The sequence below is a fragment of the Pseudomonas sp. AOB-7 genome (genome assembly GCF_003696305.1).
In the GTDB taxonomy this organism is placed as follows: Bacteria; Pseudomonadota; Gammaproteobacteria; order Pseudomonadales; family Pseudomonadaceae; genus Aquipseudomonas.
In genome coordinates this window covers 123,859-150,199 of sequence record NZ_RFFK01000010.1, presented here as the reverse complement: position 1 = coordinate 150,199, position 26,341 = coordinate 123,859, and the positions used below count along the sequence as shown (strand labels likewise).

The window sequence follows — 26,341 nt, the reverse complement described above, 5'->3', positions numbered from 1 at the left end:
GCATGGCTTTACCCATGCTCGGCCAGTGGATAAGGTGGCGAGCACACAGCATGGCAGGCCGCGGTATTCCAGGGACGGCCCACCACCTGTACTTCCCGCCAGGCAAGTACGCGCTACAAAACCGTCCCCTGTTCCCTCAAGCCTTTTAGGCCACCACCGTTTGAGTATCTGTGAGCCCATCGCATAGGGCTCGCATGAGGAGTTATGCATGACAGATTTGGCCACGCTACCTCAGGCCTTGTTCGCCGCCGTGCCTGCCAACGGCAGCATCGGCAATCAATCGTTGTTTGAGCAACTGCGTGGGCAGTTTGTCGAGTTGACCGAGGAGCAGTTCTGGGCCGCCCGCGATGCGCTGATCGAGCAGGGTGTACTGGTTAAAGGCCGTGGCCGTGGTGGCTCGGTGCTGCGCACGCAGGCAGCAGGTGGCAGTTTGGCCGACCAGGCGCTGAATAAAGCGCGTGAGCGTTTAGAGCCGACAGCCACTGCGGAAGTGTCAGCCAGTTATGTGGTGCAAGCCGCTGCCGCGGTGAAAAAGGCCAAAGCGGCCAAGCAACAAGCCACCAGCATCGAGGCCATGGAGAAAACCCTCTGGGCTACTGCCGACAAGCTGCGCGCCAATATGGATGCCGCCGAGTACAAGCACATCGTGCTCGGGCTGATCTTCCTCAAGTACATCTCCGACAGTTTCGCCGGTCGCCGTGCCGAGTTGGAGCGCAAGCTCACCGACGAGAACGACGACTACTACTTGGGTGACGACGATCCCGAGGCGCTCAACGCCGAGCTGGAAGACCGCGACTACTACCGCGAGGTCAACGTGTTTTGGGTGCCGGAAGTGGCGCGCTGGGAGTCGATTCGCGCCGCCGCCAAACAGGTGGATATCGGCAAGCGTATCGACGAGGCCCTGGCTGCCATCGAGGCGGAGAACCCCAAGCTGAAGAACATCCTCGATAAGCGCTACGCCCGCGCCCAGTTGCCGGACGGCAAGCTCGGCGAGCTGGTGGACCTGATCTCCACCATCGGCTTCGGCGACGACGCCGGCAAGGCGCGCGACCTGCTCGGTCAGGTCTACGAATACTTCCTCGGCCAGTTCGCCAGCGCCGAAGGCAAGAAGGGCGGGCAGTTCTATACGCCGGCCAGCATCGTCAAAACCCTGGTGGCGGTACTCAACCCGCATCACGGCAAGGTCTACGATCCCTGCTGCGGCTCGGGCGGCATGTTCGTGCAGTCGGAAAAGTTCATCGAAGCCCACGGCGGCAAGCGGGGCGATGTGTCCATCTATGGCCAGGAGTCCAACCCCACCACCTGGCGCCTAGCGGCGATGAACCTGGCCATTCGCGGCATTGATTTCAACCTGGGCAAGGAGCCGGCGGACACCTTTATCCGCAACCAGCACTCAGACCTGCGTGCCGACTTTGTGCTGGCCAACCCGCCGTTCAATATCAGTGACTGGTGGCACGGCAGCCTGGAGGGCGACCCCCGCTGGGTGTATGGCACGCCGCCGCAAGGCAACGCCAACTACGCCTGGCTGCAACACATGCTCTACCACCTGAAACCCAACGGCCGCGCCGGTATCGTGCTGGCCAACGGCTCGATGAGCTCCAGCCAGAACAGCGAAGGCGATATCCGCAAAGCCATGGTCGAGGCCGATGTGGTGGAAGTGATGGTAGCCTTGCCTGGCCAGCTGTTCTTCAACACCCAGATTCCCGCCTGCCTGTGGTTCCTCGCCAAGGACAAGCGCCATGCCCTCAGCACGGGCGGCATCGACCGCAGCGGCCAGGTGCTGTTTATCGATGCGCGCAAGCTGGGCACCAGCGTCAGCCGGGTGCAGATCGAGCTGACCGATACCGATATCGAACGCATTGCCAGCACCGTGGCAGCCTGGCGCGGCGAGGCGCTGGATGAAGGCGGGCAGGTCGGCAAGTACGCCGATATTCCCGGTTTCTGCCGCAGCGTCACCCTCGCGGAAATTGCCGAGCACGGCCATGTGCTGACCCCCGGCCGTTATGTCGGTGCCGAAGAGGTGGAGGACGACGACGAAGCCTTTGCCGAGAAGATGCAGCGGCTGACTAAGCAGCTGGATGAGCAGATGCAGAAGGGCGCAGAGCTCGATCAGTTGATCCGGCAGAAGCTGCGGGGGCTGGGGTATGAGTTCTGATACTCGTCGTGCCTTACGAGATTTTGTAAGCTTGCAGCGAGGCACCACTTACAAGGGCGCTCTTGTAGGTTTGCCCGGTCCTGTGCTGCTTGGCTTGGCCTCAATTGAGCCCAATGGTGGCTTCCGCTACGGCGGATTCAAGACATATGGCGGTGACTGCCCTGAGAAGATCTCGCTGAAATCAGGCGATCTTTACGTCTCCCTGAAAGACGTCACGCAGTCAGGTGACTTGCTCGGCTCAATCGCTAGGGTGCCTTCGGATATCGCATCTGGTCGCTTAACTCAGGACACAGTTAAGCTTGTTTTCGACGGTGATCCCGTCTCAAGGGATTACATCTACTGGCTGCTCAGAACTCCGGCTTATCGTGAGTATTGCCGTGGGTGTGCGACAGGCACCACTACGCTAGGCCTATCCCGCGACGATTTTCTAGATTTCCCTGTACCTTCTCCTGCACCTGCAGATGAGTTGCTGATTGAGCTTTTAGAGGGTGTAGAGAAGCGCATCACCCTGTTACGCGAAACCAACGCCACCCTGGAAGCCATCGCCCAGGCGCTGTTCAAATCCTGGTTCGTCGATTTCGACCCCGTACGCGCCAAGGCCGAATTCCGCCAGCCGGAAGGCATGGACGCCACCACCGCCGCCCTGTTCCCCGATAGCTTCGAAGAGTCCGAACTGGGCTTGGTGCCGAAGGGGTGGACAGTTAGGCCAATCGGTGAACTTGTTGAGGGGATTTACGACGGTCCACATGCCACGCCGGCTGAGTCGGCAGATGGCCCTGTCTTTCTTGGCATCAAGAATCTAACTGGCACCAGCCTTGATCTGTCTGATATTCGCCATATCAGCGAGAGCGATTGGAAGCAATGGACACGCCGTGTTGAGCCGAGGCGCGGAGATATTGTGTTCAGCTACGAGGCGACACTTGGTTTCTTTGCTTTGATTCCGCCAGGTGTACGTTGTTGCTTGGGACGGCGGCTCGCGTTGGTGCGTCCGCATGCAGAAAACGGTGCCGGGATGTTCTGGTTTCACCAGTTCATCTCAGCACCATTTCAACAATTGCTTGATAAGCACACGATCCACGGCGCAACGGTCAATCGGATTGCTCTCAAGGCTTTCCCAAGCTACCCGGTGCTCAATCCGCCCGAACCTTTAAAGTCGGCATTCGTTGATTCGGTGGCTCCGCTCTGGGCTGCCATTCACGAGAACCAAGTGCAAGCCCAAACCCTCACCCAACTCCGTGACACCCTCCTACCCCGGCTGATCTCCGGCCAGCTGCGCCTGCCGGAAGCGGAGGCACTGATGGCCGAGGTGGCCTCGTGATGCCTCTAGAAGCTATCAAGGCAACGCCTGAGCAAAGGTTGGAAGTGCTAGGGCATTTCAACGCCATCAAGGACTTGTCGGTACGTCTGGAGTTGGCGGGTGCGACTCAGGCCTTTTGCAATCTGGTTTTGGCTTTGCATCAGCGTGGGCTGGACTGGTGGATCACCGAGGCGGGAGCAATTCATGCCGGATGTAGTGAGGATTTCCGTGTTTGGCAGGTGGCGCTGGCGCTGCGGGTGGATGTTGGGGCAGAGGTCACTCGGGTCGCTTTATCCGGAGCCGGAGAACTGAACTGGCAACGCCTTGATGATGCCTTGGTCGGCTCGTTGATTGCGGCTGTAGCGAGCCGGTCAGACCTCGCCCCTGCGACCACCCGTCAGGGCTACTGGCCGGATGACTACGACGCCATGGCTGGGCGGCTGGTGGTTACGCTGACGGATGGTGCTATTCGCAATGGGTATCTGAAGGTACCCAAGCTGCAGCAGCTGTTTCCGGATGATTGCTGGGGCGAGAGTGAGCGTCCCGCCCGGCAACTGTTCACCCTGCGCCTGCCCGATGGCAGCAGCCAGCAAACCCAGGTGCTGACGCAGTACCAGCGCATTCAGGCCCGGTTGCAAAGCCTGTTTTCTCGCGAGCAGCTGAAACCGGGTGATCAGGCCGTGATTGCGCGCCTTGCCGACTATGACTACCAACTCTCTTTCAAGCGTGCGGGGCAGGTTGCTGATACGGAGGCTTTCCCTGCCAGCCCTTCAGGGATGGATGATCGAATGAACGAAACCCCACTAAATCAGATTCTGTTCGGCCCACCGGGCACCGGCAAAACCTACCACACCATCAACCAGGCGCTGGCGATTCTGGCGCCGGACCTCCTGGTGCAGAACAGTGGTAATGACCCGGAGACGCGCAAGCGTCTTAAAGCGGAGTTCGACCGTTTCGTGAGCGCCGAGCGGGTGCGCTTTGTGACCTTCCACCAGAGCTTCAGCTACGAAGACTTTGTCGAAGGGCTGCGGGCGGATTCCGATGCGGAAACCGGGCAGGTCAAGTATTCCGTTGAGTCGGGTGTGTTCAAGCGCATTTGTGATGATGCCCGCACGCGACCGGCGTCTGACCTGGGGGTGCGGGGCAATCCAGCGATCTGGAAAATCTCCATTAATGGCACCGGCAGTTCACCGACCAAGAGTTACTGTCTGGACAATGGCGAAGCGCGAATCGGCTGGGGTGAAACCGGTGATCTGCGTGGGGACTATGAGCAGAACGCTTATTACCAGTCGCTTGGCGCTGGCGATAAAGGCACGCTCAGTTACTTCGCCGAGCAGATGGTGGTGGGTGACATCCTGCTGTGTATCCACTCGGCCGAGCAGATCGGCTCGATTGGCGTGGTGACCGGCGACTATCGTTATGAGGCGCAGGTGCCGGCCGGGGTTATCGGCGACTATCAGCATGTGCGCTCGGTGCGCTGGTTGTATCGGGATATCAACCTGTCCATTCTGCCGCTCAATGACGAGCGCCAATTCACGCTGAAAACCGTGTATGCGATGAGCCGCTTCACCTGGGCAGATCTGCTGTCATACCTGCAGCAGCAGGGCGTGAAGCCGGTTGAGTCGGTGACCGTGGCCGGGGCAGTCGATGAGCCCTATGTGCTGATCATCGATGAGATCAACCGGGGCAATGTGTCGCGCATCTTCGGTGAGTTGATCACCCTGATCGAGGAGTCCAAGCGCGAGAGCGCCGATGAGGCGCTGAGCGTGAAACTGCCCTATTCGAAAAAGCCTTTCAGCGTGCCGAAAAACGTTTACCTGATCGGCACCATGAACACCGCCGACCGCTCACTGGCCGGGCTGGATATTGCCTTGCGCCGGCGCTTCGTGTTCCGCGAGATGCCGCCGCGGCCCGAACTGCTGGATGATATCGAGGTGGCAGGGCTGAATATCGGTCAGCTGCTGAGGGTGATGAACCAGCGCATCGAGGTGCTGCTGGATCGGGATCATTGCCTGGGGCATGCGTACTTTATGCCGCTGAAAAAGGATGGCTCACAGGCTCGGCTGGAGCTGATCTTCCGCAACCAGATTCTGCCGCTCCTGCAGGAATATTTCTTCGAGGATTGGCAGCGCATCGCCTGGGTGTTGAATGACCAGCGCAAGGCGCCGAACGATCAGTTCATTCAGGAGCGAACCAGTCTTGCTGAAGGACTGTTCGGTCGGGACGTGGGGCAAGGTTTGGCGGGTAGCTACTGGACGCTTAATGATGAGGCGTTCGAGCGAATGGAGGCCTATCTCAGCATTCTTGATGCTTCGCTTGTAGGCGGTAATCAAGCCGTGAAGCGCGAGGTGGTGCAGGGCGAGATCACGCTGCGAGAGCTGGCCAGTGGCTCTATTGAAGTGTGGCGCGCGGGTGCCTTGCAGCAACCGACCAAGCCGGTTTTGCGTGAGCTGGCCGAGCAGCTGGGCCTCGCTCTGGAAAGTGCCAGTGGCAGCCTGCTGACCACCCGCGGTCTGGGACGCCAGCTGATTGATCGGCTGAGCCAGGGCGCGGCGTGATCACCACAGTCACCATCCGCGAGTACGCGCGGCTGACCACGGCTGAGGTCGATCCCTCGCTGGATCTGGCTCAGGTGTCGGCCAGTGCGTTCGAATGGCTCTGCGAGTTGAGCGCCAGTTTCAACCGCAACGGCGCCACGCTGTTGCAGGTGGATGGGCGGCGTGCGCTCAAGTGGGACAGCTACGTGGGCGTGCTGGAAACGCCCTGTGGCACGCGGCTGGAGATTCTGCCCAAGCACCATGAGCAGGACGATTGCCTGGCCAAGAGTCGCCAGTTGCTGCGAAAGCTGATTCAAAGCGCCTTGCAGCTCAAACCCCGCGAGGCTTCGGTGGCCAGCCTGGAGTTGTTCGATGCGCCACTCAGCGAGTGGGTGATGGCGCAGTTTCTGGCAGAGTTGGATCTGCTGGTTAAGCGTGGCGTACGCTTCGACTACCAGCGCATCGAGGAAGAGCAGCGTTTTTTGCGTGGCCAGCTCAATGTGGTGGCGCAGATGCGCCAGCCGCCGGGGCGCCAGCATCACTTTCAGATTCGCCACGATGTGTTCTTGCCAGATCGTGCCGAGAACCGCTTGCTCAAGCTGGCTTTGGAGCTTGTGGCCAAGAGCACGCAGGACGCCGCCAACTGGCGCCTGGCCAACGAGCTGCGGGCGATGCTGGCGGAGGTGCCCGCCAGCCGCCAGGTGAGTCAGGATTTGCGCGCCTGGAGCCGCGACCGGCTGATGGCGCATTACCAGGCGATCAAGCCCTGGTGCGAGCTGATCCTCAATCAGCAGATGCCGATAGCCGTGAGTGGTGAGTGGTGCGGCATGAGCCTGCTGTTCCCCATGGAGAAACTGTTCGAGTGCTATGTGGAGGGCTGGTTGCGCCAGCAGTTGCTGCCTGCTGCGCAGTTGACGAGCCAGGCCAGTCGCGAATATCTCTGTGAGCATGACAAGGAGCGGATGTTCTGCTTGAAGCCGGACCTGCTGATTGATACTGCAGAACAGCGCTGGATTCTGGATACCAAGTGGAAGCGGGTGGATGCCCGCAGGCCCGAGAAGAACTACGACCTCAGCCAGGCGGACTTCTATCAACTGTTTGCCTATGGTCATAAGTACCGCAGCAGCGAAGGCGTGCCGAGACTGGTGCTGATCTATCCATATTGGTCGGGATTGCAGCGGGCACTGCCGGTTTTCGATTACGGCGATGACATGAACCTGTGGGTGTTGCCCTTTGACCTGGATGCTGATCGCTTGTTGGACGCAGCGGCCGTCGGTATTCCTCTGCGCTATCCAGCTAACTGCCACACCCCGATGGATCTGAGCGCATGAGCCAGTATCAGCCACCGCTAACCCTAACCCCGCAGATGCTGGCGCTGGCCGCCGAGATCAGCGAGCAGGTGGGCCTGCTGACGGCGCAGCGGGAGGCGGCACTGACGCCGCAACTGCGCCGAGGTAATCGCATCCGCACCATCCAGGCTTCGCTGGCCATCGAGAACAACACCCTGAGTGTCGAGCAGGTGACTGCGGTGCTTGATGGCAAGCGGGTGCTGGGGCTGCCGCGGGAAATTCAGGAAGTGCGCAATGCCTTTGCCGCTTATGAGGCGATGCCGGGCTGGCAACCCCATAGCCAGGCCGATCTGCTGGCGGCCCATGGGTTGTTGATGCAGGGCCTGATCGACGATGCCGGGCGCTATCGTCAGGGCGGCGTGGGCATCTACCGCGAGGGGCGCTTGCTGCACATGGCGCCACCGGCCAGCCGGGTCGCCTCTTTGATGCAGGATCTGCTGCGCTGGCTTGGCGCCAGTGACTGGCATCCGCTGATCGCCAGCTGTGTGTTCCATTACGAGTTCGAATTTATCCACCCCTTCGCCGACGGTAACGGGCGTATGGGACGTTTGTGGCAGACCTTGATCCTCAGCCAGTGGCGGCCGGTGCTTGCGTACTTGCCGGTCGAAACGGTGATTCGTGACCAGCAAGAGGCGTATTACGCGGCGCTTGCGGCGGCCGATCAGGCCGCTGAAGCGACACCGTTCGTGGAGTTCATGCTAGCTGCGTTGCGCCAGGCACTGGTGGAGGCCGGTCAGAGCGATCAAGTAACCGATCAAGTCACCGATCAAGTAGCCCGCCTGCTGCAGGCACTGCCAGCCGGGATGGCGCTCAAGTCCAGCGAGCTGATGCAGCGGCTAGGCTTGTCTCACAGGCCGACCTTTACCCAGAACTATCTCAAGCCGGCCCTGGCGGCTGGCTTGATCGAAATGACCGATCCCGCATCACCGCGCAGCCCGGCACAGCAGTACCGGCGCAAATCCTCGTGATGCCCTCGCCAGGTAAGGCAGTGAAATGACCGAAGACCAGCTGGAAAAAGAAGCACTCGAATGGCTCGGTGAGCTGGGCTACACGCACCTCTATGGACCGGATATCGCCCACGACGGCGACAATCCCGAGCGCGCGAGCTATCGCGATGTGCTGTTGACCATGCGCCTGCGCACGGCCATCGCCCGGCTCAACCCGCAGATCCCGCTGGCGGCGCGTGAGGACGCCTTGCGCCAGGTGTTGGAGCTGGGCATGCCGGTGCAGCTGTCCGCCAACCGCCTGTTTCATCGTCTGCTGGTCGGCGGTGTGCCGGTGCAATACCAGAAGGACGGCGAGACCCGCGGTGACTTCGTACGCTTGATCGACTGGGCCGATGTGCGGGCCAACGAGTGGCTGGCGATCAACCAGTTCAGCATCCAGGGGCCGAAACATACGCGCCGGCCGGACATCATCCTGTTCGTCAACGGCCTGCCGCTGGTGCTGCTGGAACTGAAGAACCCGGCGGATGTGAATGCCGATTTGGTAAAGGCGTTCGACCAGCTCCAGACCTACAAGGAGCAGATTCCGGACGTCTTTCACTACAACGAGATTCTGGTGATCAGCGATGGCAGCGAGGCGCGCATGGGCTCGCTGTCTGCAGATACCGAGCGCTTCGCCCGCTGGCGCACCATCGATGGGGTCACGGTGGATCCGCTGGGTGAGTTCAACGAGCTGGAGACGCTGGTGCGTGGCGTGCTGCAGCCGGCGATGCTGCTGGATTACTTACGCTACTTCGTGCTGTTCGAGGATGACGGCCGGTTGGTGAAGAAGATTGCCGGCTATCACCAGTTCCATGCCGTGCGTGCGGCGATCCAGCAGGTGGTTAGCGCCTCGCGCCCTGGCGGCACGCACAAGGGCGGGGTGGTCTGGCATACCCAGGGCTCAGGCAAGAGCATCACCATGACCTGCTTCGCCGCCCGGGTGATGCAGGAGGCAGCGATGGAGAACCCGACCATCGTAGTGATCACCGACCGCAACGACCTGGACGGCCAGTTGTTCGGAGTGTTCTCGCTGTCGCAGGACTTGCTGCGTGAACAGCCGGTGCAGGTGGCTACCCGCGGCGATCTGCGCGAGAAACTGGACAACCGCCCCAGTGGCGGCATTGTCTTCGCCACCATCCAGAAGTTCATGCCGGGCGAGGATGAAGACAGCTTCCCGGTGTTGTCCACGCGCTCGAATATCGTGGTGGTGGCCGACGAGGCGCACCGCACCCAATATGGCTTCAGTGCTTCGCTGAAGGTGCCGGACTTGAAGGTGCCGGACTTGAAGGTGGCTGAGGCCAGTGCCCGCTACCAGGTGGGTTATGCCCAGCATCTACGCGACGCTCTGCCCAACGCTACCTTCGTGGCCTTTACCGGCACGCCGGTGTCCAGCGAAGACCGTGATACCCGTGCGGTGTTCGGCGACTACATCCATGTCTATGACATGCAGCAGGCCAAGGAAGATGGTGCCACCGTGGCCATCTACTACGAGTCGCGGCTGGCCAAGCTGTCGCTCAAAGACTCGGAGCTGGCGCATATCGACGACGAGGTCGACGAGCTGGCCGAGGATGAGGAGGAGGATCAGCAATCACGCTTGAAGTCGCGCTGGGCCGCGCTGGAAAAGGTGGTGGGCGCCGAGCCGCGTATCAAGAGCGTGGCGGCCGACCTGGTCGCGCACTTCGAGGAGCGCAACCAGGCGCAAAGCGGCAAGGCCATGGTGGTGGCCATGAGTCGCGAGATCTGCGTGCACCTGTATAACGAGATCATCGCCCTGCGCCCCGAATGGCACGACGAGGATCCGGAGAAGGGCGCGGTGAAGATCGTCATGACCGGCAGTGCCTCGGACAAGGCACTGCTGCGCCCGCATATTTATCCCGGCCAGGTGAAGAAGCGCCTGGAGAAGCGTTTCAAGGATCCTGCCGATCCGCTGCAACTGGTGATCGTCCGCGACATGTGGCTGACTGGCTTCGATGCGCCTTGCGTGCATACCCTGTATATCGACAAACCGATGAAGGGCCACAACCTGATGCAGGCCATCGCCCGGGTGAACCGGGTGTTCAAGGACAAGCAGGGCGGCCTGGTGGTGGATTACATCGGCATTGCCAACGAACTGAAGGCGGCGCTCAAGGAATACACCGCCAGCAAGGGCAGGGGGCGGCCCACCGTCGATGCGCACGAAGCCTACGCGGTGCTGGAGGAAAAGCTCGATGTGCTGCGCAGTCTGCTGCATGGCTTCGATTACAGCGATTTCCTGACTGGCGGACACAAGCTGCTGGCCGGTGCCGCCAACCACGTGCTGGGGCTGGAGGGTGGCAAGAAGCGCTTTGCTGACAATGCGCTGGCCATGAGCAAGGCTTTTACCCTGTGCTGCACCCTGGACGAGGCCAAGGCGGTGCGCGAGGAAGTGGCCTTCCTGCAGGCGATCAAGGTACTGCTGACCAAGCGTGACATCAGCGCCCAAAAGAAAACCGACGAAGAACGTGAGCTGGCGATCCGCCAGATCATCGGCAATGCCGTTGTCTCGGGCGAGGTGGTTGATGTGTTCGAGGCGGTCGGCCTTGACAAGCCCAACATCGGCCTGCTCGATGACGAATTCCTCGCTGAGGTGCGCAACCTGCCGGAGAAGAACCTCGCCGTCGAGCTGCTGGAGCGGCTGCTGGAGGGCGAGATCAAGAGCAAGTTCGCCAGCAACCTGGCCCAGGAGAAGAAGTTCTCCGAGCTGCTCGATAGCGTGATCAAGCGCTACCAGAACCGCTCCATCGAAACCGCCCAGGTCATCGAAGAGCTAATCGAGATGGCCAAGAGGTTCAGTGCTGCCAGCAAGCGCGGAGATCAGCTTGGGCTCAATGACGATGAGCTGGCCTTCTACGATGCCTTGGCCAACAACGAGTCTTCGGTACGCGAGCTGGGTGACGAAACGCTGGCCAAGATTGCCCACGAGTTGACTGAAAGCCTGCGACAGAACGTGACGGTCGATTGGAGCAACCGCGATAGCGTGCGGGCCAAGCTGCGGCTTTTGGTCAAGCGCATCCTGCGTAAATACAAATATCCACCAGATCAGCAAGAAGAGGCCGCACAGTTGGTGCTGGCGCAGGCCGAGGCGCTGTGTGAGGCGTGGATGTAGTAGGAGTCAGCATGCAGGGGTCGCTGTTTGGTGAAATAGCACTGAGCTGTACTGATCTGCCATCGCAGGCACGGATGCCGATCAATCTCTCGGCTCGTAAAGTCTATTCCGTGTTGATGCCGGATTTGTGCAGACCTGGCGATGCGCTGGTCATTACCGGCTACAGCGGTTTAGATCAGCTGATTCAGCTAATTAATCAGCGTGGCGCCTGCGAAAAGCCTCTGCGTCTAATCTTGGGGTCTGAGCCCGTTTCAGCGAAGCGCGCGGGGCTCAGTCTTAAGCGTTACGACTTCCCCGCAGAGGTGAGAGAGTACTGGCTCAAACGTGGCATTTCGTTATCACTCAGCGGTTCGATCATCCACTGCATCGAGTTGATTCGAGGCGGATATGTCCAAGTCCGTTACCCCACGGGCACCTACCGATTGCATGCGAAACTGTACTGCAGCGAAGAGGCTATCACCCTGGGCTCGAGCAACTTCACGGAGCCTGGATTGTTCTTCCAGCACGAGGCTAATGTTCGCTTCACTAGTAAGGAGAAGGCTCGCTTCGATGAGGGTTGGAGGCTAGCGGAGTACTTCTGGAATTTGGGCGAAGATGCCAGCGGTGAGTTATTGGCTTTGCTGGATCAGCTTCTCAAATTTGTGACTTGGCAGGAGGCGTTGGCGCGAGCTTGTGCAGAGCTTTTAGAGAGCGACTGGGCTGCTCACTACCTGCGGTCCTTGGCTGGATTTCAACAAGTCAGTCTCTGGCCGTCGCAGCAGCATGGTATTGGCCAAGCTCTTTATTTGCTCGATACGGTTGGCGGGGCGCTTGTCGCAGACGCTACGGGCTCTGGTAAAACCCGCATGGGGGCTCACTTGCTACGTGCCGTGCATGATCGAAATTGGTCATCTGTACGGAGCCACAAGAGCTCCATGCTCATGGTCTGCCCACCGTTGGTGAGCAACAACTGGGAGCGGGAGGTGGCTAAGTGCGGGTTTAACCTCGCGATAGCGTCCCAAGGGTTACTGAGCCGTTTGGACGATCGAGAGGGCTCTGCGCTGGCAACACAGCTCGCCTCCGCCCAGACTTTGGCAGTCGACGAGGCACACAACTTTCTCAGCCAAACTTCCAAGCGCACACGTCATTTGCTGCACAACTTGGCAGACCAGGTGGTGCTGTTCACGGCCACTCCAATCAATCGCTCATGTGCGGATCTGCTCAGGCTAATTGATATTCTGGGCGCCGATAATTTCGAGGATGAGGTCCTGGGGATTTTTGAGAGGTTAAGCCGTGGCAGTACAGCGCTCTCGGATGTACACCCTCAAGATTTGGCCGCACTGCAGGCGGCTATTGCCAGCTTCACCCTGAGGCGTACCAAAGCGCAGTTGAATGCGATGGTCGACAGGGACGAGGAGTCCTATCGCTTGCCGAGTGGGCGTGTATGCCGCTATCCGAAGCATGTATCCCTGACGTATGAATTGGGCGAGTCTGAGCAGGATCAGGCGCTGGCTGAGCAGATCCGAGTATTGGCTCGCAACCTAAAAGGCATAGGCCATTTTGAAAAGCCTCTGGTCCTGCCCGAAAGCTTGGCCCGTTACGGGATGACTGCAGATAGCTATCTGCAGATGCGATTGAACGCAGCTAGTTCGTTGGCCGCCCACCATGTGATGGCCAGTTTGCGCTCATCACGACTTGCTCTGTACCGGCACATCCTGGGTGAGAAAGCGGCACTTGAGCAGATGGGCCTGCCGGGCAAGTTCGAGAGTTCTGCGGATGACGCCACCGGTGACATGCTGCAGCGTATCGCTCAATTGATGGGGCGCATTCCCGAGAACCGGCTCGGAATAGAGCTGCCGTCATGGCTCAGTGATGAGACGGCACACCGCCAGGCATGCGAGGCTGAAATTACAATCTATAAGCTCATTCTGAAGCGCCTGATGAAGCTCAGTGGTGGTCGGGAGGAGCGCAAAGCACAGCATTTGCTCGACCTAGTAGAGCGTCACGATCAGGTGATTGCATTTGATCACTACCCGCTGACTTTGCGTTACATCAAGTACCTACTGCAGAACTCTGCCCGTCCGGCAGGCATCGAGGTGATGCTGGGGATTGGTGGTGACAAAAAAAATAACGAGCGACTACAAAAGCGGCTGGATCCCGATTTAGGAGGAGGGCGCTTGATTGCTCTATGCAGCGATGCCTTATCTGAGGGGGTGAATCTTCAGCGAGCATCAACTTTGGTGCATTTGGACATGCCTAGCGTGGTTCGCTTTGCCGAGCAACGAGTAGGGCGTATCGATCGCATGGATAGCCCGCACGATCAAATTGAGTGCTGGTGGCCAAAGGATGCTGTGGCCTTCGCGTTGAAATCAGACGAGCGTTTTGTAGCCAGAGTTGAAGAAGTCGATACGCTCATCGGTGGCAACTTGCAGCTACCTGATGAGATGCGTGCCACGAGCGAGCCTGCTGTGGTTACGCCGGAGGATATCGACAAGGAATTACGTGAACGAGAGCGCCGTTCGTGGGATGGAATCGAAGATGCTTTTACGCCTGTCAGAGAATTGATTGAGGGGCAGGCATCACTGGTGGATGTTGATCTGTATCGAGCGTACCGAACGGAGCAGGCCAAGGTGCTTTCGCGGGTAAGCCTGGTACGTGCAAGCGAGCCGTGGCTGTTTCTGTGCTTGGCAGGTGAAGAGTCCAGAACACCTCGCTGGGTCATGATGACGGAGCAAGACGCAAAGCCACTGACCAATTTGCGCGAAATCGCACAACAGCTTCGTCTTCGGCTCTCCGAGGATGTAGAAAGCCTTAAGCCCACCAGGGGCGCAATGTCTGCTCTCGAACAATTCTTAAGCCGTTTAACCGAGATGGAAAAATTATTGCTGCCGAAGCGTAAGCAGCGCGCGTTGGAGCAGATGAGCTGGGCTATTGCTTTATGGGCACGTGACCGTCAATGGATCACGAGTGTTGAAGAAGCAGATCAGTGCAAAGAGTTGCTTGATTTAATGCAGGGGGTTCGCCTGCACGAATGCCCAGATTGGGGGCAACTGGCAGACTGTTGGCTCGATCTGGTTCGCCCTCGTTGGGCGGAGTACTTGCATGAGCGAGGGCGAAAGGCAGGAGTAATGCGTTTACGCGACCTCCAGACCAGTTTGAAGGCGAAACCGATTGCAGCTAGTCAGTTGTTTGGCCGGGTGTCGGGAATTGACCTTCGACAGCGCTGGGAGGAGCGGATAGTTGCCTGCATCTTTGGGTACGGGGCGTCTTGAGGCCAATTGCTTCGGCAGGGGCCTGGCCCATGCCGAGCAGCTTAGTCGTGATGAGGATGCGGGGGTGGCCAAGGATACTGAGCTTGCGGAACGTTGCCTGCTGCACGTGGCTGCGACACGGGCTAAGAGAAATCTGTTTGTACTAAGTCGGGGTTGATGTGAGCCGAAAGCTGCTGACTCAGGTAGGATTCTAACTGGCGATGGCGCCATCAGCATTGCTCCAGAAGCGCTCTGTTATCTTGCTGCTACAGCTTTGCTCGAATGACGGTAGAGGCGACGGTATGGCTCCATTGCAATCACAACGAATCCCTTTAGCCAAGCGGGCTCGGGCGGCTTGTTGATGATCGAGTGGGCGTTGTTGACCAGCACATCGACGCGGCCGAAGGTGTCCAGTGCGCCCTGGATCAGCGCCTTGACCTCATCGGCACGGGTCACGTCGGTCGGGTAGGCCACGGCCTCGCCACCGGCGGCGACCAGCTCGCTGACCAGCTGCTCGAGACGCTCCTGGCGCCGCGCGGCCAGCACCAGCTTGGCGCCCAGTTGGCTGAGGTGACGCGCGGTGGCTTCGCCCAGGCCGCTGCTGGCGCCGGTGATGACCACGACCTTGCCGGAAATGTTGTTGCTCATGGTGATGCCCTCTCTCGATTCGTTGGAGTGTCCGCGCCATACGCCGGACATGGGCTCAGGTTAGGGGCGATTTCAGTTTCAATGAATGGAAGAGTTTGGATTAGGCTATTCCACATTCTGGAACACAAAGGCGCCCCGACATGCTCAACCGCATGGAGATGATCCGCATCTTCTGCAGCGCGGCCGACTGCAGCAATTTCCGCGAGGCAGCGACTCGCCTGGGGGTTTCCCCACAGGCAGTGACCCGCGCGATCAAGGCGCTGGAGGAGGAGCTCGGCGAGATTCTCTTTCATCGCAACACCCGCCAGGTGCATATCACCGCCTTCGGCGAGGCCTACGCGGTGCGCGCCCGGCAGATGCTGGAAGATTTCGACGCGCTGTTTCGCGGCCACCGCGCCGAGGCCGAATCGGCCATCAGCGGGCGCATCGGCATCACCGCGCCGCAGGCCATCGGCAAGCGCTTTCTGGTCGGCTTTCTGCAACCCTTGCTCAAACAGCACCCGCAACTGGTGCTGAACCTGCGCCTGGAGGACGAGATCACCGACGCGGTGGAGGCGCAGATCGACATCGGCATCCGCGTCGGCTTCCTGCGCGACAGCCGCTACGTCGCCCGCGCCCTGGCGCCGGTGCCGTTGCAGGTGGTGGCCACGCCGGAGCTGATCGCCGCCGGCGGCGCGCCGCGCACCCTCGACGACCTGCAACAGCGGCCGCTGTCGGTGCTGATCGACCGCAAGAACGGTCGCCCCTGGCCCTGGACCTTCGCCCAGGGGCCCAGCCTGCATCCGCCCTCACCGGCGCTGGTGTGCGACGACCCCGAAGCCGAGCTGGAAGCCGTGCTCGCCGGCCTGGCCTACGGCCAGTTGCCCGCCTACCTGGCCCAGCCGTACCTGGAAAGCGGCCGCCTGCAGGCGGTGCTGGAAGAACAGGCGCCCGATCCCTGGCAGCTGTTCATCTACCGCCCGCAGCAAGGCCCTGTATCACCCCGCGTGCGCCTGGTGTTCGATCACCTGCACGCCTGCTTTGCCGATCCGGCGCGTTTTCCACAGGGCGCTCGCCACTGAACCGCCTGGCTGCGGCCAGCGGTGCCTGGGGGCTGACCGACCACCCTGCTGGGTTGCAAGACGGGGTGACGCAGCCGACCGGATGATGGTGGAGAAGGCTTCGCGGTTTTCCACCCTAAACATGGACCATGCGCAGGGGGATAAGGCGCTGCTTGTACCGTCTCCAATTCACTCCTGCGCCCCCTCTTTGCGCAGCAGATAACTGTCCATGATCCAGCCATTGCGCTCGCGCGCCGCGGCGCGGGTGCTGGCGATGCGCTCGGCCAGCTCGTCCAGCGGGCCGGCGATGAGGATTTCATCGCTGGTGCCGACGTAGGCGCCCCAGTAGATGGCAAGGCCCTGGCCGACGAAACGGCGGTAGCTGTCCTTGGCGTCGAGCATCACCGCCACGCTGTCCACCCCCGGCGGCCAGCCGTCGGCGAGCAGGCGGCCGGTGGTGATTTCCACGGCGCGGCCGATGCTGTTGAGCGGGATGCGGTGGCGCGCGGTCAGCGCCTGCAGGCTGGTGATGCCGGGGATCACCTCAAAGGCGAAATCGCTGCGACTGGCGGCGATGGCCTCGGCGATGCGGATGCTGCTGTCGTACAGCGAGGGGTCGCCCCAGACCATCAAGGCGGCCGTTTCGCCATCGGCCAGCTGCTGGTCGATCAGTTGCTCGAACACCGCCTGCTTGTCGCGGTTGAGCTCGTCGACGCTGGCGCGGTAGTCGGCGGCGTCGCGCTCGCGCTCCGGCTGCAGGCCTTCGGCGAAACGCGGCGTGTGGCCGTCGAGAAAGCGCGCGCAGATCTCCCGGCGCAGGGCGTTGAGCTTGTGCTTGGCCGGGCCCTTGTCCATCAGCAAGATCAGGTCGCTGCGGCGCAGCGCCTTGATCGCCTGGACGGTGATGTAGTCCGGGTCGCCGGCGCCGATGCCGACCAGCAGCAGGGTTTTCATGGGGTTCTCCAGGTGCGCCCCGGCACGCCGGGCGCCAGGTCGTCGATATGGTGGTAGTCGGCGCCCAGCTGCTGCGCCAGCTGGCGCGCGCGGCCCAGACGGATGGGCGCGCGTTCGGTGTCGAGCAGCAGGCTCGGACACGGCAGCGGCGCCAGCGCCGGCCAATCGCGCAGACGGCCGTCGGTGAGGATCAGCAGGCGCTGGCGTTCACTGGGTTTCAGGCGCTGGCGACGCTGCAGCCAGTCGCCGGCCTGCTGCAGCGCATCGAGCAGCGGCGTGCCGCCACCGGCGCCGAGTTCCTGCAACCAGCGATGCAGTTCGGCGCCGGCCTTGCGCCCCTGCCACAGCCACTGCGCCTCACGACCACCGGCCTGCAGCACGGCCAGGCGCGCGCGCTGGCGATAGGCGCTGTCGAACAGCTCGGCTAGCACACCCTTGGCCAGACTCAGGGCGCCATGGCGGCGGGTGGAGGCGGAGGCATCGACCAGCACCAGCCACAGCTGCTCGGCCTGCCGGCTGCGCGGGCGCAGCACCAGTTGCTCGCGGCGTTGCGGACGGCCCTTAAGCAGGGTCGCCGGCCAGTCGATACGTCCGGCCACGCCGCTGCGGGCGGCGCCACGCAGGCCGCCGCCGAGTCGTCCGGGCCGGTTACGGGCATCCGCGCCAGTGGCTATGCGTGGGCGGATGCTCAGAGCTTTTTTGCCCAGCGCGGTGGCACCCGTCGCTCACCCATGGCCTGCGGCTGCGCAGGCAACTCGCCCCACTGACCTTCACCCTGGCTCTGTTCCTGCGCCTGCTGCGGCGCCTGGCTCTGCTCGGGCGGCGTGGTAGCCTGCGGCTGTTGCCGACGACGGCGATGGCGTAGAACGAAGTCCTCCACCGCCTCGATATCCACAGGCTCGATGCCTATCGCGCCGCGCCAGACAGCATGGGCACGGGCGGCGCGCAGCCAGACCAGATCGGCGCGCATACCATCGACGCCGGCAGCGAAGCAGCGCTGGCTGATCTCACCCAGGGCGGTGTCATCCAGCGGAATATCCGCCAGGCGCTGGCGGGCATTCTGGCAACGCATCGCCAGGGCATCCTGCTCGTCCTGCCAGCGTTGCAGGAAAGCTTCAGGATTGGCATCGAACGCCAGACGGCGACGCACGATCTCGGCCCGTTCGGCCGGTTGCGGCTGGCCATCCAGCGCCAGATTGAGGCCGAAGCGGTCAAGCAGTTGCGGGCGCAGTTCGCCCTCCTCGGCGTTCATGGTGCCGATCAGCACGAAGCGCGCGGCATGGCGGTGGGAGATGCCGTCACGCTCGACGTGATTGACCCCGCTGGCGGCGGCATCGAGCAGCAGGTCGACCAAGTGATCCGGCAGCAGGTTGACCTCATCGACATAGAGCACGCCGCCGTCGGCGCGGGCCAGCAGGCCGGGCGAGAACTGCGTGCGGCCTTCGCCGAGGGCCGCATCCAGATCCAGGGTGCCGACGATGCGCTCCTCGCTCGCCCCCAGCGGCAGGGTGACGAAGCGCCCGCCGTCCAGCAGATCGGCCAGGCCACGGGCCAGGGTCGACTTGGCCATGCCGCGCGGGCCTTCGATCAGCACGCCGCCGATGGCCGGATCGATGGCCGCCAGGCACAGCGCCAGCTTCAGCGAGTCGGCGCCGACCACGGCGGCGAGGGGGAAGTGGTATTCGGTCATGGACATGATCCGTGGGTATGGATGTAGCCCGGATGCAATCCGGGGCCGTTGTGCGCGCAGTGCCCGGATGGCATCCGGGCTACGGGCTGCATGCACCCGTAGGGTGGGTTAGCGGCGCAGAACCCAGGTCTTGCAGCCGCGCAGGAGAGCAGCGCGTCGCGTAACCCACCAGGCGATGTTGCGGGTGGCGCCGATGGTGGGTTACGCCGCATCGGCTTCAACGAGTTGGCCGGCAACCGCGACAGGCGGCTAACCCACCCTAAGGGAATGCGTCGCGTCATGACTCCTCGCTATCGAGGAGCAGGTTTTCCAGCGCCTCGCGGTACTCGCCGGGGTTCTGCCACAGGCCACGCTGCTGGGCTTCCAGCAGGCGTTCGAGGATGTCGTTGAGGGCGCCGGGGTTGTGCTGCTGGATAAAGTCGCGGGTGTCTTTGTCGAGCAGGTAGGCATCGGTGAGCAGCGCGTACTGATGGTCATCGACCAGCTCGCTGGTGGCGTCGAAGGCGAACAGGTAGTCGACGGTCGCGGCCAGCTCGAAGGCGCCCTTGTAGCCGTGGCGCTTCATGCCCGCGATCCACTTGGGATTGGCGGCGCGGGCGCGCACCACGCGCCCCAGTTCTTCCTTCAAGGTGCGGATGCGCGGGGTGTCCGGCTGGCTGTTGTCGCCCAGGTAACTGGCCACCTTGAGCCCGCGCAGGGTTTCCACCGCCGCCAGCATGCCGCCCTGGAACTGGTAGTAGTCGTTGGAATCGAGGATGTCGTGCTCGCGGTTATCCTGGTTGTGCAGCACCGCCTGCAGCTGCTCAAGCCGTTCGGCGAACTGCGCCCGCGCCGGCGTGCCCTCGGCGCCGCTGCCGTAGGCGTAGCCGCCCCAGTTGAGGTAGACCTCGGCGAGATCCGCGCGGCTCTGCCACAGGCGCTCCTCGATGGCGTTCTGCACCCCGGCACCATAGGCCCCCGGCTTGGCGCCGAACACCCGCCAGCCGGCCTGACGCCGCGCTTCGACCTCGTCCAGGCCGCTGTCCTTCAATGCCAGCGACTCGCGCCAGACCCGCGCCGACAGCGGGTTCATCTCCTCCGGCTCGTCCAGCTCGATCACCGCCTGCACGGCCTCGTCGAACAGGCGGATCAGGTTGCTGAAGGCATCGCGGAAGAAGCCCGATACGCGCAGGGTCACGTCCACCCGGGGTCGACCAAGCTGTTCCAGCGGCAATACCTCGAAGCGCTCGACGCGCTGGCTGCCGGGCTGCCACAGCGGGCGCACGCCCATCAACGCCAGCGCCTGGGCGATATCGTCGCCACCGGTGCGCATGGTCGCCGTGCCCCACACCGACAGGCCGAGCTGACGCAGGTGGTCGCCCTCGTCCTGCAGGTGACGCTCCAGCAGGCGATCCGCCGCCTGCACGCCCAAGCGCCAGGCGGTCGGCGTGGGCAGGTGGCGCACGTCGAGGGTGAAGAAGTTGCGCCCGGTGGGCAGCACGTCCAGGCGCCCACGGCTCGGTGCGCCACTCGGCCCGGCGGGCACGAAACGCCCTTCCAGCGCCGCCAGCAGGCCACCCATCTCGGCGTCGCCGCAGGCATCCAGCAGGGGCGCAACGTGCTGGGCCAGACCATCGAGGATCAGCGCCACCTCGGCACCGAAATCGCCGATGCGCTCACTATTCAGGCGTCGCTCGATCAATGCGAGCGCCAGCAGCTCCAGGCGTTCGCGGGTGTCGCCGACGCTACGCCACAGGCTGTTATCCACAGCCTGCAACGCCGGTGGACGCGGCCCATTCCAAGGCTGGCCCATATCGCAATCGAGCGGGTCGAGGCCCAGTGCCAGGCCACAGGCCAGCGCGCGCAGCAGGCTGGCGTTGGCGCCCTGGCCATCGCCACGGGGGATGCGCAGCAGCGCCAGCAGGGTGTCGCGGCGCAGCTGGCCGGCCGGCGACTCGCCGAACACATGCAGGCCATCGCGGATCTGCGATTCCTTGAGGTCGCACAGGTAGGCATCGAGCTGCGGCAGCCAGCTGTCGGCATCGTCGCTCAGTTGCAGGCCCAGCTCGCGGTCGAGGCTGGCCTCGCGCACCTTGGCCAGGATCTCGCCGCGCAGCTCCACGGCGCGGCGTTGGTCGAGCTGGCTGGCCTCGAAATACTCGTCGGCCAGGCGCTCCAGGTCGCGCAGCGGGCCGTAGCTCTCGGCACGGGTCAGCGGCGGCATCAGGTGGTCGATGATCACCGCCTGGGTGCGGCGCTTGGCCTGCGCACCCTCGCCCGGGTCGTTGACGATAAAGGGATAGATATTCGGCAGCGGGCCGAGCAGCGCCTGCGGCCAGCAGCCCTCGGAGAGGCCGACGCTCTTGCCCGGCAGCCATTCCAGGTTGCCGTGCTTGCCGACGTGGATCAGCGCATCGGCGGCGAAGGCCGTGCGCAGCCAGGCGTAGAAGGCGATATATCCGTGCGGCGGCACCAGATCGGGGTCGTGATACACCGCCGCCGGGTCGAGCTGGTAGCCGCGCGCCGGTTGGATGCCGACAAAGCACAGGCCGAAGCGCAGGCCGGCGACCATCAGCCGCCCGCCGCGGAACATCGGATCGTTCTGCGGCTCGCCCCAGCGCGCGCGCACGGCCTGCTGGTTGGCCGCCGGCAGGCTGTGGAAAAACTTCAGATAGTCATCCAGCGCCAGGCTCTGCGCGCAGGGCCTTGTATCCAGGCCATCCAGATCGTTGGTGACGCCGCCGAGCAGGCTGTGGACAAGTGCGGTGCCGCTGTCCGGCAGCTTATCCACCGGGTAGCCCTGCTGTTGCAGCGCGCGGAGGACATTCAGCGCGGCGGCCGGGGTATCCAGGCCGACGCCGTTGCCGATGCGGCCGTCACGGGTCGGGTAATTGGCCAGGATCAGCGCGATTCGCTTCTGATTGTTGCTTTTAAGCGCCAACTTGCACCAGTTACGTGCCAGCTCGGCGACAAAGGCCATCCCCGGCTCGTGTGGCTGGTAGCACAGCACATCGCTCTGGCTTCGCTCGCTGCGCCAGGCCAGGCCCTTGAAGCTGATGGCGGTGCCAATCAGCCGGCCATCCAGCTCCGGCAGCACCACGTGCATGGCCAGGTCGCGCGAGCCCAGGCCCTGGGCGCTGGCCTGCCACTGCGCCTGGTTGTCCAGTGCGCAGATGGCCTGCAGCACCGGGATATCGCGGCGGAACACCCGCGCCTGCGGCGCCTCGGGGTTGGACAGGGCAAAGCCGGTGGTGTTGATGATCAGCGCGGTATCCGTCTCATCCAGCCAGGCCTGTACCTGCTCCAGGCAGGCCGGTTCCTTGAGGCTGGCCACGGCAATCGGCAGCGGGCTGAGGCCCTGGTTGAACAGGTGCTGGCAGAAGGTATCGACGAAGTCGGTGTTCGCCGACTGCACGTGGTTGCGGTAGAACAGCAGCGCCACCACGGGCGCACCGGGCTGCCACTGCGCACGCCAGGCGGCCAGCGTGGCCGGACTGTGCTGCGGGTGATAGAGGCCGACACGCGGCAGCGCTTGCGGCTCCCGCCAACTGTCGGCGCGCCCCAGCCAGCGGCTGCCGATGCAGCGAAACAGCTGGCGCGCGTTGTCCAGCCCGCCCTGGCGCAGGTATTGCCAGAGGCGCTGGCTATCTTCCTCGGCGACGTTGCCGAGCGCACTCAGCTCAGGGTCGGGCTTGTCGTCGCCCGGCACCATGATCACCCTGGCGCCGCGCGTCCCCAGCTCCACCAGGCGCTCGATGCCGTAGCGCCAGTAGCTCACCCCACCATGCACCGAGATCAGGATGACCTTGGCGTGCTGCAGCACCTGCTCGACGTAGTAGTCCACCGAGGCGTGGTTGCTCAGCTGCGCCGGGCTGGCCAGGCGCAGGCTGGGGTAATCGTCCGGCAGCTGCCGCGCGGCCTCGGCCAGCAAGGACAGGTGCGAATCGCCGGTGCACAGGATCACCAGCTCGGCCGGGGTCTGGCCGAGGTCGGCGATGCTGTCGGCCGGTAGCTGGGCGCCGGGCTGGGTGCGTAGAAGGTGCATCAGAGGTCCCGATAAATCGCCGGCAAACCGGCTCCTGCGGGATGTGTAGGAGCCGGCTTGCCGGCGATCACCATCAAACCAGCGCCGCTTGCAGCTCGGCTTCGATGGCCGCGCGGTCGAGCTGCTGGCCAATCAGCACCAGGCGGCTCAGGCGCGGCTCGTCGGCCTGCCAGGCGCGGTCGAAGTGGCGGTCGAAGCGCTGGCCGACACCCTGGACCAACAGACGCATCGGTTTGCCAGGGATGGCGGCGAAGCCCTTGACCCGCAGGATGCCGTGTTTGCCCACCGCGTCCTTCAGCGCGGCCAGCAGGCGCGCCTCCTCGGCTTCGGGTAGTTCCACGTGGAACGAAGCGAATTCTTCGTGATCGTGGTCGTCGTCTTCATCGTCGTGATGGGTGCGGCGGCTGTCGATATGCAGCTCGGTTTCGCTGTTCAGGCCCAGCAGCACGTCCAGCGGCAACTCGCCGCCATGCGCCTCGATCACCTTGACCGCCGCCGGCAGCTCCTCGGCCACCTCCGCGCGTACCGCGGCCAGCGCCTCGGCGTCGAGCAGGTCGGCCTTGTTGAGGATCACCAGGTCGGCGCTGGCCAGCTGATCGGCGAACAGCTCGTGCAGCGGCGACTCGTGGTCCAGGTTGGGATCGAGCTGGCGCTGCGCGTCCACCTGCTCGGGGAAGGCGGCGAAGGTGCCGGCGAGCACCGCCGGGCTGTCGACCACGGTGATCACCGCATCGACGGTGCAGGCGTTGCGGATTTCCGGCCAGTTGAAGGCCTGCACCAACGGCTTGGGCAGGGCCAGGCCGCTGGTCTCGATCAGGATATGGTCGAGATCGCCGCGCCGCGCCACCAGCTCGCGCATCACCGGGAAGAACTCTTCCTGCACGGTGCAGCACAGGCAGCCATTGGCCAGCTCGAAGACGCGGCCCATGGCCTCTTCCTCGCTGCAGCCGATGGCGCACTGCTTGAGGATCTCGCCGTCGATGCCCAGCTCGCCGAACTCGTTGACGATCACCGCGATACGGCGCCCCTCGGCGTGAGCCAGCAGATGGCGCAACAAGGTGGTTTTGCCGGCACCGAGAAAACCGGTGACGATGGTGACGGGCAGTTTGGCGAGGGTTTTCATGGATGGCCCCGTGGCGACGATAAATTCGGCGGACGGGGACGGGCAGACAGGCAGGCGCGAGCGTGCTGGCCGCGTCGGATCACCCCGTCCGAACAGTTGGCTGACGAAACGAGGCAGGTCTCCTGGCTCACGGCTTGCGCGGCGCGCATCCCTTCACCTTCCCGCCGGTTGGCAGTGGTCTAACGAAGGGCATAACCGTTTACAGTTGCGGGGGCAGCCAGGGCATCGACCCTGTTCCCTCTTAGCTTCCCGGCGGCACTGCCGGGAAGAACCTCGAACGCGAGAAGGCTACGCAGGCCGCGGCGCTCGGTCAATCGCGGTTGACCGGTGGGGGGCGCCATGTTGAGCTACGCCGCCACTCAGCCCGAATACCGCTTATGCTGCCCGCCTCTTCCACATGCCGCTCAGCATCGCCGCCGCAGGTCGTGGCCGGACTGGGCTGCCGCCGTGGCTGCAGCCTGGACGAGCTGCAAGCCCTGCTTATCCACAGCCTGAGCCAGCATGAGCTGACGGTGGATAACCTGGCCGGATTGGCCAGCATCGCCCACAAGCGCGAGGAAACGGCACTGCAGGAACTGGCCGAGCAGCTGAAGCTGAGGCTGCAGTTCTTCAGCAGCGAAGAACTCGCGCCTCAGCAGTCGGCCACCGGCGGCAGCGCCCTGGTCCAGTCCGTCACCGGCAGCCCCGCGGTGGCCCAGCCCTGTGCCCTGGCCCTGGCCGCCCGCCTGGGCGCCACGCCTCGTCTGCTCGGCGAGAAAAACCGCACGGCCAACGCCACCTGTGCGCTGGCCACTTTCGAGAGAGAGCCCGCAGCATGACCGTCTACTTTATCGGCGCCGGCCCCGGCGACCCCGAGCTGATCACCGTCAAGGGCCAGCGCCTGATCCGTTCGTGCCCGGTGATCCTCTACGCCGGCTCGCTGGTGCCCGAAGCGGTGCTGCAGGGCCATAGCGCCGAACGGGTGGTGAATACCGCCAAGCTTAATCTCGCAGAAATCGTCAACCTGCTGCATCAGGCCCATAAGCGCGGCCAGGACGTGGCCCGCGTGCATTCCGGCGACCCTTCGCTGTACGGTGCTATCGGCGAGCAGATTCGCGAGCTGCGCGCCCTCGGCATCCCCTTCGAGATAGTCCCCGGCGTCACCGCCACCGCCGCTTGCGCGGCCCTGCTGGAAAGCGAGCTGACCCTGCCCGGCGTGTCGCAGACCCTGATCCTTACCCGCTACGGCACCACCTCGCCGATGCCCGAGGGCGAGCAGTTGCATGACCTGGCCAGGCACCGCGCGACCCTGGCCATCCACCTCGGCGTGCGTCAGCTGCCGGCCATAGTCGGCGAGCTGCTGCCGCACTATGGCGCCGACTGCCCCATCGCGGTTATCCACAGGGCGAGCTGGCCCGATCAGGACTGGGTACAGGGCACCTTGGCCGATATCGAGGCCAAGGTCGCCGCCAAGGACTTTCGCCGCACTGCGCTGATCCTGGTCGGCCGCGTGCTAGATCCGGGCGCCTTCGCCGAATCGGCGCTGTACGACGCGGCGCATCGTCATCTCTACCGTCCCGGCACCGATTGAGCTTGGCGAAAAACCGAACAAAGCGCTGGAAGCCTTGCTATCTCTGGATTTCAGAGCCTTATCAACAGGATAGAAAGCCTGTTATCCAGGTGCTCTGTGGATAGTGGGCATGCAGGCGTGCAGTTTCTGTACAAGTCGCTGAAAGACCCTATCTATCAGGGCTTTAGCCAGGTATCACGAGGATATCCACAAGTTGATCCCCGGCAACTGTGAGCAACTGCTCACAGCTGCACCTCGACCCGCTTGATACCCAGAGCCCGCAGCTCCGGCATTAGTGCATCCAGGCTGGCAAAGGTCTGCACCTGCTCGTCTTCATCCACCAGAAAGAAGCTGCGGCCCGCGTCTTTCTTGAACAACACGATCCACTGCCTGGTATTGGCCGGGTTGACCATGATCTGGGTATCGAACAGAACGCCCTCGGCCGTTCTGCGTTTCACATCTGCGCGCTTCATCCGCTCTCCTGTTCCTGCCTGAGTCAAGGGCCCAGCCTGCCTGCATGCCTGGCACCAGTGTAAGGGATGAGTGAGCCTCCTTTGCCCTGCTACTGGCGCTGGTGGACTAAACCTATTCGTGTTTATATATGTTTAATATACGAACCATATAAAGGAAAATCA

General features: G+C 63.0%; 16 protein-coding genes, 1 pseudogene and 1 riboswitch. Of the genes and pseudogenes, 10 read left to right on the top strand and 7 right to left on the bottom strand.

Features of this window, described 5'->3' with window-relative positions; genetic code table 11:
- Positions 1 to 208 precede the first annotated feature (208 nt).
- The 7 genes from EA796_RS18090 to EA796_RS18055 are packed head-to-tail and all read left to right on the top strand — an operon-like array spanning position 209 to position 14,699.
- Complete coding sequence (locus EA796_RS18090) at positions 209 to 2,155, top strand: class I SAM-dependent DNA methyltransferase (protein ID WP_122109608.1); 1,947 nt, start codon at positions 209 to 211, stop codon at positions 2,153 to 2,155.
- The gene (locus tag EA796_RS18085; protein WP_218567640.1) at positions 2,145 to 3,473 is read left to right on the top strand and encodes a restriction endonuclease subunit S; all 1,329 of its coding nucleotides are present in this window, start codon (positions 2,145 to 2,147) and stop codon (positions 3,471 to 3,473) included. Before EA796_RS18090 ends, EA796_RS18085 begins: the two co-directional genes overlap by 11 nt.
- On the top strand, positions 3,473 to 6,010 hold the full coding sequence (locus EA796_RS18075; protein WP_371921477.1) for an AAA family ATPase: 2,538 nt from the start codon (positions 3,473 to 3,475) through the stop codon (positions 6,008 to 6,010). Before EA796_RS18085 ends, EA796_RS18075 begins: the two co-directional genes overlap by 1 nt.
- The gene (locus EA796_RS18070; RefSeq protein ID WP_122109605.1) at positions 6,007 to 7,320 is read left to right on the top strand and encodes an McrC family protein; all 1,314 of its coding nucleotides are present in this window, start codon (positions 6,007 to 6,009) and stop codon (positions 7,318 to 7,320) included. Before EA796_RS18075 ends, EA796_RS18070 begins: the two co-directional genes overlap by 4 nt.
- A complete protein-coding gene (locus EA796_RS18065; RefSeq protein ID WP_122109604.1) occupies positions 7,317 to 8,306 on the top strand; it encodes a Fic family protein in 990 nt (329 codons plus the stop codon). The genes EA796_RS18070 and EA796_RS18065 overlap by 4 nt, the downstream gene beginning before the upstream one ends.
- A gap of 25 nt (positions 8,307 to 8,331) precedes the next feature.
- Positions 8,332 to 11,448, top strand: coding sequence for a type I restriction endonuclease subunit R (locus tag EA796_RS18060; protein ID WP_122109603.1), 3,117 nt, complete (start codon positions 8,332 to 8,334; stop codon positions 11,446 to 11,448).
- 11 nt (positions 11,449 to 11,459) lie between these two features.
- Positions 11,460 to 14,699, top strand: a complete 3,240-nt coding sequence (locus tag EA796_RS18055; protein WP_256679224.1) for an SNF2-related protein — start codon at positions 11,460 to 11,462, stop codon at positions 14,697 to 14,699.
- A 351-nt stretch (positions 14,700 to 15,050) separates the two neighbouring features.
- On the opposite strand, the pseudogene EA796_RS18050 reads toward EA796_RS18055, so the two are convergent.
- A pseudogene (locus EA796_RS18050) lies at positions 15,051 to 15,326 on the bottom strand (SDR family oxidoreductase); the annotation flags it as partial.
- A gap of 140 nt (positions 15,327 to 15,466) precedes the next feature.
- Here EA796_RS18050 and EA796_RS18045 point away from each other — a divergent pair.
- Positions 15,467 to 16,387, top strand: a complete 921-nt coding sequence (locus tag EA796_RS18045; protein ID WP_122109602.1) for a LysR family transcriptional regulator — start codon at positions 15,467 to 15,469, stop codon at positions 16,385 to 16,387.
- 168 nt (positions 16,388 to 16,555) lie between these two features.
- Here the strand turns inward: EA796_RS18045 and cobF are convergent, their stop codons facing one another.
- The 5 genes from cobF to cobW all read right to left on the bottom strand — a co-directional run bounded on the left by cobF (position 16,556) and on the right by cobW (position 24,157).
- Entirely contained in the window at positions 16,556 to 17,320 is a 765-nt protein-coding gene (cobF, locus tag EA796_RS18040) for a precorrin-6A synthase (deacetylating) (RefSeq protein ID WP_122109601.1), read from the bottom strand.
- A complete protein-coding gene (locus tag EA796_RS18035) occupies positions 17,317 to 18,027 on the bottom strand; it encodes a VWA domain-containing protein (RefSeq protein ID WP_122109600.1) in 711 nt (236 codons plus the stop codon). Before EA796_RS18035 ends, cobF begins: the two co-directional genes overlap by 4 nt.
- The gene (locus EA796_RS18030; protein ID WP_122109599.1) at positions 18,009 to 19,010 is read right to left on the bottom strand and encodes an ATP-binding protein; all 1,002 of its coding nucleotides are present in this window, start codon (positions 19,008 to 19,010) and stop codon (positions 18,009 to 18,011) included. The genes EA796_RS18035 and EA796_RS18030 overlap by 19 nt, the downstream gene beginning before the upstream one ends.
- A gap of 277 nt (positions 19,011 to 19,287) precedes the next feature.
- Positions 19,288 to 23,034, bottom strand: a complete 3,747-nt coding sequence (cobN, locus tag EA796_RS18025; RefSeq protein WP_122109598.1) for a cobaltochelatase subunit CobN — start codon at positions 23,032 to 23,034, stop codon at positions 19,288 to 19,290.
- Between the two features lie 73 nt (positions 23,035 to 23,107).
- Positions 23,108 to 24,157 carry a cobalamin biosynthesis protein CobW gene (gene cobW / locus EA796_RS18020; protein WP_021442413.1) on the bottom strand — a complete coding sequence of 350 codons (1,050 nt, stop codon included), beginning with the start codon at positions 24,155 to 24,157 and terminating at the stop codon, positions 23,108 to 23,110.
- 94 nt (positions 24,158 to 24,251) lie between these two features.
- Positions 24,252 to 24,448: riboswitch (cobalamin riboswitch) on the bottom strand.
- Positions 24,449 to 24,582: 134 nt separating this feature from the next.
- Here cobW and EA796_RS18015 point away from each other — a divergent pair.
- The gene (locus tag EA796_RS18015) at positions 24,583 to 24,975 is read left to right on the top strand and encodes a cobalamin biosynthesis protein (protein ID WP_256679223.1); all 393 of its coding nucleotides are present in this window, start codon (positions 24,583 to 24,585) and stop codon (positions 24,973 to 24,975) included.
- A complete protein-coding gene (gene cobM / locus EA796_RS18010) occupies positions 24,972 to 25,727 on the top strand; it encodes a precorrin-4 C(11)-methyltransferase (RefSeq protein WP_122109596.1) in 756 nt (251 codons plus the stop codon). Before EA796_RS18015 ends, cobM begins: the two co-directional genes overlap by 4 nt.
- 221 nt (positions 25,728 to 25,948) lie before the next feature.
- Here cobM and EA796_RS18005 read toward each other — a convergent pair whose 3' ends face one another.
- On the bottom strand, positions 25,949 to 26,179 hold the full coding sequence (locus EA796_RS18005) for a hypothetical protein (protein ID WP_122109595.1): 231 nt from the start codon (positions 26,177 to 26,179) through the stop codon (positions 25,949 to 25,951).
- Positions 26,180 to 26,341: the final 162 nt, after the last annotated feature.